Raw genomic sequence first — 11,560 nt, forward strand, 5'->3', positions numbered from 1 at the left:
GAGAGGTCCGTCGGATACCGGTGCTGACGGTGTTCGCGCATGGCTGCCTCGGGCTGGAAGATGAGCCACAGCAACGCTCTAGACCGCGATCCGCGTTTCCATACAGTCAGTCAGAGACTTGGTATTATTGGCCAATGCCACGGCCACGACCTTGAAAGGCCGCCGCGTCCGGGCTGCGCCGTGCATAGCGTCGGCGGCTCGTGGCGCCAAGCACCAGCAGCCGGCGCAACATGGCGTTGTCCTACCGGGAGATCCGGCCCGGGCGCTCCTTGCCGCCGCTCGAGTGCAGCTTCGGGGTCAGGACAAGCGAGGCTGCGAAGTGCCGCCCCGAGGCGTAGCCGTGCGGACTGGACATCATCGCGGCCAGGGCTGTCGCGCCGATCGCCCCGATGCCGGGGATGCTGGCCAGCCGCCGAGCCGTCTCGTCCTCACGGGCATGGCGGACCATGCGGCTGTCGAGCCGCTCGATGCGTCCTTCCAAGGCTTCAATCTGCGCCACCAGCTCGCCAGCGCCTCGCGCCAATTAGGGCAGCCGGGTGCCGTCACCGTCGTTTGACAGACCCGTGGAAACGTTTCATCGTGTCGGAAACGGGGAGGTGTCCAGGTGGACAATCGGAATCGCCAAGGCGAGGCCCGCATCGGTATTGACGTCGGGGGCACGTTTACTGACGTCGTTCTGATCGATGGGGCAGACCGCGTACACACGGTAAAGGTGCCCACGACACCGGCGGATAGGGTGCAAGGTGCCGTCGCCGGTTTCCAGGCCGTGTTGCGGGTAGCAGACGTGAAGGCCGAGAAGGTCACCTTCATCGGCCACGGCTCCACTATGGCGACCAACATGGTAGTCGAAGGCACCGGCGCCCGTACAGCTCTGGTAACCACCAAGGGTTTCCGCGACGTCCTTGAACTGCGCCGGATTTCCCGCCACGACCGCGCGGACCTCTATGACTTGCTCTTTGACAATCCGCGGCCGCTGGTACGGCGCCGCGACCGCTTCGAGGTAACCGAGCGACTGAATTGGCGGGGCGAGGTCGAGACGCCGCTCGAAATAACGGAACTGGCTCAGATCGCGGATGCGATCGCGCGGACCGATATTGCGGCTGTCGCGGTGTGCTTCCTACATGCCTTCCTCAATCCGGCGCATGAGCGCCAGGCTGCCGAATTCCTGGCCGAGCGCCTGCCGGGCCGTTTCGTCACGACCAGCACGGAGGTCAACCCCGAGATCGGGGAGTACGAACGCACCAGCACGACCGTGATGAACGCCATGCTGGGCCCTGTCTGCGCCCGCTACATCGAACGGCTTGGCGGTGCCCTCCAGGAGAAGGGCTTCCGTGGCGAACTTGCGTTCATGCAGTCGAATGGTGGCTTGGCCGCACCGGCGCAGGTGGCAGCACGGCCGGTCATGCTGCTGGAATCCGGCCCGGCCGGTGGGGTCTCGGCCGCGCTGCGCCTCGGCGAGGGTAGCGGTATCGGTGATGTCATCCTGGGTGACATGGGCGGTACGACCTTCGACGTCTCCCTTATCCGGGAAGGCCGGCCGGAGCTGCGCACCAGCAGCCTGCTGCACAGCTATACCGTGCGGGCGCCGACGATCGACATCGACAGCATCGGCGCCGGCGGCGGCTCCATCGCCTGGATCGATGCCGGCGGCGGCGTGCGCATCGGCCCGCGATCGGCCGGGGCCGATCCGGGGCCGGCCTGCTACGGCCGTGGCGGCACCAGGCCCACCGTCACCGACTGCAACCTCGTGCTCGGCTATATCGACCCCGACACCTTCCTCGAAGGCAGCTTCCGCCTCGATCTCGAGGCCGCGCGCCGCGCGATCGCCACCGATATCGCCGAGCCACTGCGCCTGACGGTCGAGGAGGCGGCGCGCACCGTCCGCGCCGTCGCCAATGCCCTGATGGCGCAGGCGATGCGGCTGATGACGGTGGAACGCGGCTACGACCCGCGGGAATTCGCCTATCTCTGCTACGGCGGCGCCGGCCCGGTCCATGCCATCGACCTGGCGCGGGAGCTCGAGATGCGCCACGTCGTGGTGCCGCCCGTGCCCGGCCTCTTCAGCGCCCTCGGCATGGTCGTGGCGGACCGGCAGACCGACCGTCAGGCGGCGGTGGAGCGCGAGCTCGACTCACTGCCGGCGGCGGAGCTGGACGCGATGTACGCGGCGCTGGAGCGCCCGCTGCACGAGGAGTTTGGTGGCATCCCGCCCAAGCTCCGCCGCCGGCTGGACTGCCGCTATGCCGGTCAGCCGGACGCTATCTCCATCGACTTCCCGGCGGAGGGCCATGCCGGCATCCGTGCCGCCTTCGAGGTGGCGCACCAGCGGCACTGGAACTTCACCAAGCCGGACCAGACCGTGCTGGTGAACAACATCCGCGCCGAGGCGCGGGCCGGCACGGGTTGGCGCGGTGCCCTGCGCCAGCACCACCCCGCCGAGGCGCCCGCGCCTTGGAAGCGGCGCCGCCTGGTGCTGCAGGACGGCCCGCAGGAGCTGCCGGTCTGGCGGCGCCGCGACCTGCCGCCGGGCTTCGCCCTGCAGGGACCGGCAGTGATCGAGGAGCAGAGCAGCTGCATCGTGCTCGGCGCCGGCGACACGGCCCGGGTGGACGAACACTTCAACCTGGTGGTCGAACTGTGATGGACATCGTCACCTACGAGATCCTCCGCAACGGGCTCTATGCCACGGCGCGCGAGATGAAGATTGCCATGATGCGCACGGCGGGCAGCCCCATCGTGCATTCCGGCGGCGACGCCTCGGCCGCGGTCTTCGACGCCGAGTGCCAGCTGGTGGCGCAGGGCAACGACATCCCCACCATGCTCGGCTCCGCGGTGATCTCCACCAAGGCTTCGGTGGATGCGATCGGGCGGGACAGGCTGCGGCCCGGCGACGTCATCATCAGCAATGACGCCTATCTGGGCGGCGGCAACCATCAGCCGGACATCCAGTTCACCCGTCCCGTCTTCGTCGAAGGCGAGATCGTCGCCTTCGTCATGACGCGCGGCCATTGGACCGATATCGGCGGCCAGGCGCCCGGCAGCTACACCTGCATGACCTGGGACATCTTCGCCGAGGGCATCCGCATCCCGCCGGTGCTGCTCTACCGCGACGAGACGCCGGTGCAGGACGTGCTGACCCTGATCGTGCAGAACACGCGCGAGACGGAGGTGCGGATGCTGGACATCCAGGCGCAGTATGCCGGCTGCTTCGTCGGCGATCGGCGCATCGCCTCCATGGTCCGGAAATACGGCAAGGACGCGCTGAAGCAGGCCATGGCCCGCGCCCTCGATCATTCCGAGCGGCTGATGCGGGAGGCCATCCGTGCCATCCCGGACGGGGTCTACGAGGCCGAGGACCGTCTGGAGCCGGTGGCCGGCCCGCCCGGCTGGCCGACGGCCGAAATCCCGCTGAAGGTGCGCATCATCAAGCAGGGCGATGGCATCCATTTCGACTATGCGGGCACCGGGTCGCAGACGCGCGGCGGCATCAACTGTCCCTTCTCCGTCACCTGCAACAGCACCTGGTTCACGGTGAAGGCCATCACCGATGTCAGCATCCCGATCAACCAGGGCTGCTACCGGCCGGTGAGCATCGCGGCACCGGAGGGCAGCATCGTCAATGCGCGCTTCCCGGCCTCCGTGGTCGCGGGCAATACCGAAACCTCGCCCCGCATCATCGACATGCTGCTGCGCGCTCTGGCGCCGGCGGTGCCGAAGCGCGTCGTCGGGCAGAGCAACGGTGGGGCCAACAGCGGCGTCTTCGGCGGCATGGACCCGGATGAGGCGCGCGTGGCGCGGACGCGGCGGCGCTATGTCGGCACGGTCGAGCCGCATGCCGGCGGCATGGGCGCGCGGGCGGACAAGGACGGCGTCAACGGCGTCCGCGTCTATGTCGGCAATGCCGGCAGCACGGCGGTGGAGATCACCGAGCAGACCACGCCCCTGCTGGTGCAGGAATGGTCCCTGGTGCCGGACAGCGGCGGCGCCGGCGAGTATCGCGGCGGCCTGACCAGCCGCCGCGTCTATCGCGTGGGCTATGAGGAGGCGACCTACACGGTCTGCGGCGAGCGCGGCATCCACCCACCGCTCGGGCAGTTCGGCGGGCTCGCCGGCAGCATGTTCCACAGCGAGGTGCGCCGCGGCGACGGCAGCGTGGCGAAGGTGCCCGCCAAGGGCAGCGTCGAGATCGTCACCAAGGGCGATGTGGTGGTGCTGCAGCCGCCCGGCAGCGGCGGCTATGGCGATCCCCACCGGCGCGACCGCGCCCGGCTGCTCGAGGACCTGCGGGACGGTTATGTCACCGGGGCCGCGCTGTCCGACTATGGCCTCTCCCCCGCAGAAGCGGAGGCGCTGCTGGCGGAAGCCGCGCATGGCTGAGCGCATGCCGCTCCACGGCATGTTCGTGGTCGAGATCGGCCACAGCCTCGCCGGCCCCTTCTGCGGCATGATCCTCGCCGATCTCGGCGCCACCGTGCTCAAGGTGGAAAGCACGGGCAAGGGCGACCATGCCCGCGATTGGGGGCCGCCTTTCCACGGCGAGGCTGCCGTGCTGTTCCATGCGGTGAATCGCGGCAAGCGCTCCGCGACCCTGGACCTGAGGGATCCGGCGCAGGCCGCGGCGCTCCGGGCGCTGATCCTGGAGCGGGCCGATGTGGTGCTGCAGAACCTGAAGGTCGGGACGCTGGACGCGGTGGGCCTCGGCGCAGCCGAGCTGACCGCGGCCAAGCCGTCGCTGGTCTTCTGCAACCTCGGCGCCTTCGGGCGCAGCGGGCCACGGCGCGAGGCGCCTGGCTATGACCCGCTGATCCAGGCCTTCTCCGGCTTCATGGCCATGCTCGGCAATCCGGGCGACGCGCCCTCCCGCGTGCCGGTGGCGATCAACGACATCGGCACCGGCATCTGGGGCGCCCTCGGCGTGCTGGCGGCGCTGGTGCGGCGGAAGGATACGGGGCGGGGGGGCGTGGTCGATGTCTCCCTGTTCGAGACCGCGCTGGCCTGGATGACCATCCCGGCCTCCGATTACATGGCGAGCGGCGAGCTGCCGCAGCGGCTCGGCAGCGGCGTCGGCAACATCGTCCCCTACCAGGCCTGGGACCTGGCCGATGGGCGCCTGCTGATCGCGGCGGGCAACGACCTGCTCTTCGGCAAGCTCTGCCGCGTGCTGCACCTCGATGCGCTGGCGGCCGACCCGCGCTTCGCCACCAACGGCGGCCGCGTCGCCAACCGGTGGGAGCTGATTGCTCTGCTGGCCGATGTCATCCGCACCCGGCAGGTGGCGGAGCTGACCACCGCGCTGCAGCAGGCGGGCGTGCCCTGCGGCCCGGTGAACACGGTGGATGTCGCCCTGGCCGATCCCCAGACGGAGGCGCTGGGCATCGTCCAGACCCTGCCGGACGGGCCACGCACCATCGCCCTGCCGCTTTCCCTCGACGGTCAGCGCCCGCCCGTCTCCGGTCCGGCGCCGCGGCTCGGCGAACACCAGGACATGCTGAAGGACTTCGCCCGATGAGGCTAGCCGCCCTTGACCGCACGCTCGAAACCCTGCTGCTCGACGAGCCGCATGAGGGCGTGCTGACCGTCACGCTGAACCGGCCGGAGCGCGCCAACGCGCTCAGCACCACCATGGGGCATGAACTCATCGATGTGTTCGGTGCGCTGGAGGCGGCGCCGGAGGCCTATCGCTGCGTCGTGCTGACTGGAGCCGGCGACCGGGTCTTCTGCGCCGGCGCCGACCTGAAGCAGCGCGACGGCATGAGCGACGAGGATTTCAGCCGCCAGCACTATCTGTTCGAGCGGATGATGCGGGCAATCCTCGCCTGCCCGCCGCCGCTGCTCGGCGCGGTCAACGGCGCCGCCTTCGCCGGCGGGCTGGAGATGGCGCTCAATTGCGACTTCGCCTATGCGGCACGCACGGCACGCTTCGCCCTGACCGAGGTGACGCGCGGCATCATGCCGGGCGGCGGCGGCACGCAGCTGCTGCCCCGCACCATCGGTGAGCGCCGCGCCAAGGAGGTAATCCTCACGGGCCAGCCCTTCAGCGCCGAGGATGCGCTGGCCTGGGGCATCGTCAACCGCCTCTGCGAGCCGGGCCAGGTTCTGGCGGAAATGTTGCGCACGGCGCAGCTCATCTGCGGCAACGCGCCGATCTCCGTCCGGCAGGCGAAGAAGTCCATCACCCATGGCCTGCAGATGGATCGCGCCAGCGGCATGCTCTTCGAGATCGAGGCCTACTACCAGCTGATCCCGACCGAGGACCGGCGCGAAGGCATCGCTGCCTACAACGAGAAGCGTCCGCCGGTCTTCAAGGGCCGGTGAGAACGTGAGGGAGGAAACAACGATGAATCTTGCCACGACCCGCCGAGCATTGCTCGGCGCCGCTGCCCTGGCCCCATTGGCCAGGCCAGCGCTTGCGCAGAATGGCTGGCGCGCCAGCCGACCGATCCGCATGCTTATCCCCTTCCCGCCGGGTGGCGCCACCGACATCATCGCCCGCATGCTGGCGCAGCAGATGGGCGACAGGCTGGGTGCGTCGCTGGTGGTGGACAACCGCCCGGGCGCCAACGGCATCGTCGCCAGCCAGGCGCTGCTCGGCCAGCCAGCCGATGGCCATACGCTGATCATGGGCACCGGCGACACCCACACCATCCTGCCGCTGGCGCACAAGCGGCTGCCCTACGACATCCGCGACTTCACCGCCGTTGCCCCGGCCGCCACCGTGGTCTTCACGGTGGCTGTCCGCCAGGGCCTGCCGGTGAACGACGTGCAAGGCCTGCTGGCCCTCGCGCGCTCCAGCGCCCAGGCCGGGCAGCCGCTGACCTATGCCAGCTACGGCGTCGGCAGCGCCAGCCAGGTCGCGGGCGAGACGTTCAAGCAGCTGACGGGCGTCAACCTCCTGCATGTGCCATACCAGGGCGCGGGGCCGGCCATCCTCGCCGTCTCGGCGAACCAGGTGGATGTGACCTTCGTGCCGCTCGCCGTCTCGGGGCCACAAAAGGCCAGCGTGAAGATCCTCGCTGTCTGCACCGACCAGCGCTTCGAGACGGCGCCAGACCTGCCGACCCTGCGGGAATCGGGCGTGGCGCTGACCGCGGATACCTGGATCGGCCTGCTGGCCCATGCCAAGACGCCGCCGGAGGTGCTGGACACCATCAACGCCGTCGTCCGCCGCGTCACCCAATCGCCGGAATTCCTCGATGCGTTGCGCACCAACGCCTTCACCCCCCTCAATCTGGACCGGGCCGCCTGGGCCGCCTATCTTTCGCGGGAATCGGAGAAGTTAGGCGCCATTGTCCGTGAGGCCGGAATCCAGTTCGAGGGATGACGGGGCCGTAGCCCCCGGCCGTGCCCTGCCACTCTGCGGCCGGTGGCGGCCCACATTGGCATGACGCGCCAGCGCGCCGTCACCATCAAGGATGTCGCGCGGGAAGCCGGCGTCGGACTCGGCACCGTCTCCCGCGTCATCAACCGCCACCCGCAGGTGGCCGAGGCGCTACGCACGAAGGTGGAGGAGGCGATCCGCGGCCTCGGCTACGCCCCGAACATCGCGGCGCAAAGCCTGCGAGGCCGCAAGACGCGGAGCTTCGCCTGCGTCTTCCGCGACCTGACGGTGCCAGTGCTCGCCGCCTTCGTCGACGCCATGCAGCGGGAGCTGGGGTCGGAGGAGTACGCGATCTTCGTCGCCTCCTCCTACCATGACCTGGCGCATGAGCGGGCGCTGCTGGCCAATTTCGCCGCGCGGAGAGTGGATGGGCTGGTGATCGCCAGCAGCTCCGAGAGCGATCAGCGCCTGCTGCGCCTGCTCTCCCGCGCACCCATGCCGGTGGTGCTGCTGGACCGTGCCGCCCCGGAAGGGCTGGACGTGGTGCGGGCGGACCATGCCAGCGGCACGCAACAGGCGATCGGCCATCTGCTGCGGCTCGGCCATCGCCGCATCGCTATGATCTCGGGCGAGCCTTCGGTCGGCGCCACGCGGGAGCGGCTGCGCGGCTTCTCGGATGCCCATGCCGCGCTCGGCCTGCAGCCTGACCCGGAGTTGCTCCGCTTCGGCTCTTTCGCCACACAATTCGGCTTCGACCAAGCCGAGGCTCTGCTGGCTGCGCCGCGGCCGCCCAGCGCCTTCTTCGTAGCGGGGGCGGCGCTGCTGCCCGGAGTGCTGCGTGCACTTCGGACGCGCGGCCTTCGCGTTCCGGACCATGTATCGGTTGTCGCCGGGGCTGATAGCGAGTTGGCTGAATTCCACCAACCCCCTATCAGTGTCGTGCGATGGGATCACGGCGCCTTAGGCACCGCCGCCGCACGATTTTTGCTGCGTCGCCTGCAGACGCCGGGGCTTCCACCGCAAGAGCATGTGACCCCGACGGAGTTCCTGCCTTGTGCCTCTCTCGCTCCTCCTGTGGATCAGGTAAGCAGTTGAAGGATGTTAGCTCTGTCTCGATCCCACAAACATACAGACGTTCAGCCGTGCCGGTGAGTTCGCTGAGCACGTGCCGCTATCGGTGAAGTTGAATCGGGGATCGGCACAGACCTCCGCGGCAGGCGCTCATCAGTGTCACGCGCGCCTTATCGCCTGTGCCCGAGAATGCGGCGGAGTAACTCCTCCGCCATCAGCGTGCGGCCAAGCGGAGCAAGGGAGGAAGGGGGTACCGCGCCGAACTTGATCACCATTGGCACCAATCAAGCTGCGTAGCGTTAATCAGCGACGGCACGAAATATGCCCGCTGCCGAGCTAGGGAGGTAACGAGATCATATGGCCTTGTCAGATGTAGTTGCTATTCCGGTCGCGCGAGCCGCCCGAGCAGCCCGCCGCGTGCTTGAGCGCCTTAACCCAGGGGCGGAGGCTTCGACGACACCGAGCCCGCCCCGGCGTTCCAAAGGGTGGCGCCGGCACGTCCGCGCTGAGAAGTCCCGGCAGCGAGGTGCTCGAGCTTAACCGCGGCTCAACAGCATGATGCCCTTGGAGGACCCGCTCGCGCAGGTCGAGCGCCGTGCCGCGAGGGCGAAGAGCGCGTTTCCAGTCAGATCGCCGTCTTCGAACAGATGGGGCGGGACCGCCGTCCGCTTGAGGTCGCCCAGGCAAGGGCGATGCTTATGGCGATCCAAGATACACTCGAGGTGATGCAACGGCATCTCGACCTTGAGCGGGAGCGAAAAGCACAGCCCTGAGCCGCTATCTGCTGTGGGCTTGAGCCGATCCCGCACAGGCAGACCCATAGGAGCCGTTGAACTCATTCCTGCGGCGCCTGATGATTGGGCGAATGCCCGCAAGCCGTATTATGACGAGAAAGTTGACGGAGAGCTTGCCGAAGCGGGCGGCTACGGATCGGCACCCGTTGAGCCATCCACAGGGCGTGACTGGCGACATCAACTTCACAACCAACTCCAACCCTCAGCCGTAATCTACCTGGCGCAGGAAGCTGGCAGCCGATGTCGCCGCATAACCGAGGGCGCAGGGCGCGGATACACCATCAAGGCAACTATGTGTTGGACTGCGCGCCTTGAGGCTGCTGTAGCACATGTCCTCCAGATCCTCGCACCGATAATGCGCGCTGCAGTTTCTAAATAAGATAGTTGTGCGCCTCCTGAGCGAATATCGTGGAGCCAGTATTAACTGGCGACGAGATCACGTCGCCGTTGCGACAGATTGGCAGCAAGGATTAGAATTGGCGCTCCCGACATTGTCACGGGTCAGCCGGGGATTTGCGAATGACCGGGCTGGGCTGAACGAGCGGCTGCACTACTCGAAAGGAATGCACCTCAACCTGGGAGCGACACATGGCCTACCATCTGGAAGGACGTCTGCTCGAGGTCTGTGACTGCCGTGTCCTCTGCCCATGCTGGATCGGCGAGGACCCCGACAATGGCACCTGTGATTCGGTCCTTGCTTACCATTTCGATAAAGGCACGATCCAGGGTATTGATGTGGCAGGGCGGACGCTGGCCATTGTCTCACATATTCCAGGCAATGTGCTGGCAGGGAATTTCCGCGTCGCCCTCTACCTCGACCAGGGCGCATCAGATGCGCAGGAGAAGGCGCTGCTGGACGTCTACACCGGCAAGCTTGGCGGGCCGGTGGCGGATTTTGCCAAGTTGGTCGGCGAGGTTATCTCGGTGGAGCGAGTACCGATCACCTTCGACGTGAACGAGGGCAAGGGGACGCTCAAGGTGGGTGATACCAGCCATGCTGAGATGGACCATTATAAGGGTCCGGACGGCTCCATCACGACTCTGACCAACACCATTTTCTCCACCGTACCCAGTGCGCCGGTCTTCGTCGGCAAGGCAACGCGCTACCGCTCAAAGCATGCCGAGCTGGGCCACGATCTCGACCTCGAAGGGCACAACGCGTTGCAGAGCACCTTCGTTCTGGATGGTTAATCATGTTGGTGACGCCATCGCGGTCATGGACGGCTCCGGTCATTGGGGGATTGGTAGCGACCGCATGGGTGACGCTCTACCTCTGGGAACGGAGCCCCTACGGCCGCTATCTCGACCACGGCAGCTGGACCACCATGGGCTTGGCCGCGGGCATCTGCCGGGTGCTGCCGGCAGGGGAGATCCTGCTGCCGGGGCTGCTTTACGTCGGCGGCTGGCTGCTGATGACGGCAGCGATGATGCTACCGACCACCCTGCCGTTGCTGCGGCGCTTCGACAGGCTAATCGCCGCACGCGGCGACCGCGTCAAACTGCTGGTGCTGCTGGTCACTGGCTACCTGCTGGTGTGGCTAGGCTTCGGCATGGCGGCGCATCTGCTGGATCTAGCGCTGCACGCACTGGTGCGGCGCTCCACCTGGCTGGCATTCCATGCTTGGACCATTGGCGCTGGGGTGTTGGCCGTCGCCGGGCTGTTCCAGTTCAGCCGCCTCAAATACTATTGCCTCGACCGGTGCCGCACATCGCTCAGCTTTGTCATCCAGCATTGGCATGGGCAGACGCCACGGCGCAACGCGCTGCGGCTCGGGATGCATCATGGGCTGTTCTGCGTCGGCTGTTGCTGGGCGATCATGCTGCTAATGTTCGTCGTGGGTACCGGCAATGTCGGCTGGATGCTGCTGCTCGGGGCGGTGATGGCGGCTGAAAAGAACCTCACCTGGGGACGGCAGCTGAGTCAGCCGCTGGGCCTTGCCTTACTTGGCTGGGCGTGGTTGATCACGCTGGCTAACAGCTAATCCTCCTATTCGCCGAGCAGCATTGGCCGGTGGGTCCGCGGCCTGATCTGGGCGGTGGGCAGGCGCCCACACCCGCCTTTGGCAGTGTGGTTGGGCGCGCCTCTGCGGGACGGCGTTGGTGTTTGATTGAGATTATAGTGGGACTTCGTGCTGATGGTTGCCACGTACCGCGACGGTCGGACCGTAGCGGGGAGCGCGGCAGGCGTGGGCATGCGCGTTAGAAGCGGCGGCGTCCGGCGTGGTATCGGCCACGCCGCAGCGCATAGGTCGCACCCCTGGGCACACATGCCAGGCGAAGGGTCGGTGTCGTCCGTCGGCCTAGAGCACTTTGATGTTGCACGGAATCGCGGGGTCTGATTCGACGCTGGTGATGCAGTGTCGAGGCGACGATGACG

Annotated in this window: 9 protein-coding genes; 8 read left to right on the top strand and 1 reads right to left on the bottom strand. The window is 67.4% G+C overall.

Features of this window, described 5'->3' with window-relative positions; all coding sequences use genetic code 11:
* Positions 1-241: 241 nt before the first annotated feature.
* Entirely contained in the window at positions 242-499 is a 258-nt protein-coding gene (locus JMJ55_RS31840) for a transposase (protein ID WP_202829235.1), read from the bottom strand.
* 105 nt (positions 500-604) lie between these two features.
* Here JMJ55_RS31840 and JMJ55_RS29785 point away from each other — a divergent pair, with 105 nt between their 5' ends.
* The 8 genes from JMJ55_RS29785 to JMJ55_RS29820 all read left to right on the top strand — a co-directional run bounded on the left by JMJ55_RS29785 (position 605) and on the right by JMJ55_RS29820 (position 11,165).
* Complete coding sequence (locus tag JMJ55_RS29785) at positions 605-2,641, top strand: hydantoinase/oxoprolinase family protein (RefSeq protein WP_202829236.1); 2,037 nt, start codon at positions 605-607, stop codon at positions 2,639-2,641.
* The gene (locus JMJ55_RS29790) at positions 2,641-4,377 is read left to right on the top strand and encodes a hydantoinase B/oxoprolinase family protein (RefSeq protein WP_202829237.1); all 1,737 of its coding nucleotides are present in this window, start codon (positions 2,641-2,643) and stop codon (positions 4,375-4,377) included. The genes JMJ55_RS29785 and JMJ55_RS29790 overlap by 1 nt, the downstream gene beginning before the upstream one ends.
* Positions 4,370-5,509 carry a CaiB/BaiF CoA transferase family protein gene (locus tag JMJ55_RS29795; RefSeq protein WP_202829238.1) on the top strand — a complete coding sequence of 380 codons (1,140 nt, stop codon included), beginning with the start codon at positions 4,370-4,372 and terminating at the stop codon, positions 5,507-5,509. Before JMJ55_RS29790 ends, JMJ55_RS29795 begins: the two co-directional genes overlap by 8 nt.
* Entirely contained in the window at positions 5,506-6,315 is an 810-nt protein-coding gene (locus tag JMJ55_RS29800) for an enoyl-CoA hydratase/isomerase family protein (protein ID WP_202829239.1), read from the top strand. The genes JMJ55_RS29795 and JMJ55_RS29800 overlap by 4 nt, the downstream gene beginning before the upstream one ends.
* Positions 6,316-6,337: 22 nt before the next feature.
* The gene (locus JMJ55_RS29805) at positions 6,338-7,321 is read left to right on the top strand and encodes a Bug family tripartite tricarboxylate transporter substrate binding protein (protein ID WP_202829240.1); all 984 of its coding nucleotides are present in this window, start codon (positions 6,338-6,340) and stop codon (positions 7,319-7,321) included.
* A gap of 60 nt (positions 7,322-7,381) precedes the next feature.
* On the top strand, positions 7,382-8,413 hold the full coding sequence (locus JMJ55_RS29810) for a LacI family DNA-binding transcriptional regulator (RefSeq protein ID WP_202829241.1): 1,032 nt from the start codon (positions 7,382-7,384) through the stop codon (positions 8,411-8,413).
* A 1,358-nt stretch (positions 8,414-9,771) separates the two neighbouring features.
* A complete protein-coding gene (locus JMJ55_RS29815) occupies positions 9,772-10,374 on the top strand; it encodes a DUF1326 domain-containing protein (RefSeq protein WP_202829242.1) in 603 nt (200 codons plus the stop codon).
* Between the two features lie 68 nt (positions 10,375-10,442).
* Positions 10,443-11,165 (top strand): DUF2182 domain-containing protein, encoded by a 723-nt coding sequence (locus tag JMJ55_RS29820; protein WP_202829243.1) that lies wholly within the window; start codon positions 10,443-10,445, stop codon positions 11,163-11,165.
* The last annotated feature ends 395 nt before the right edge of the window (positions 11,166-11,560 follow it).

This window comes from Belnapia mucosa, from assembly GCF_016775475.1.
GTDB classification, from domain to species: Bacteria; Pseudomonadota; Alphaproteobacteria; order Acetobacterales; family Acetobacteraceae; genus Belnapia; species Belnapia mucosa.

Excerpts from the sequence above, each read along its gene's own strand:
- JMJ55_RS29805 (WP_202829240.1), top strand. The coding sequence starts at position 6,338 with ATGAATCTTGCCACGACCCGCCGAGCATTGCTCGGCGCCGCTGCCCTG.
- JMJ55_RS29815 (WP_202829242.1), top strand. The coding sequence starts at position 9,772 with ATGGCCTACCATCTGGAAGGACGTCTGCTCGAGGTCTGTGACTGCCGT.
- JMJ55_RS29800 (WP_202829239.1), top strand. The coding sequence starts at position 5,506 with ATGAGGCTAGCCGCCCTTGACCGCACGCTCGAAACCCTGCTGCTCGAC.
- JMJ55_RS29790 (WP_202829237.1), top strand. The coding sequence starts at position 2,641 with ATGGACATCGTCACCTACGAGATCCTCCGCAACGGGCTCTATGCCACG.
- JMJ55_RS29810 (WP_202829241.1), top strand. The coding sequence starts at position 7,382 with ATGACGCGCCAGCGCGCCGTCACCATCAAGGATGTCGCGCGGGAAGCC.
- JMJ55_RS29795 (WP_202829238.1), top strand. The coding sequence starts at position 4,370 with ATGGCTGAGCGCATGCCGCTCCACGGCATGTTCGTGGTCGAGATCGGC.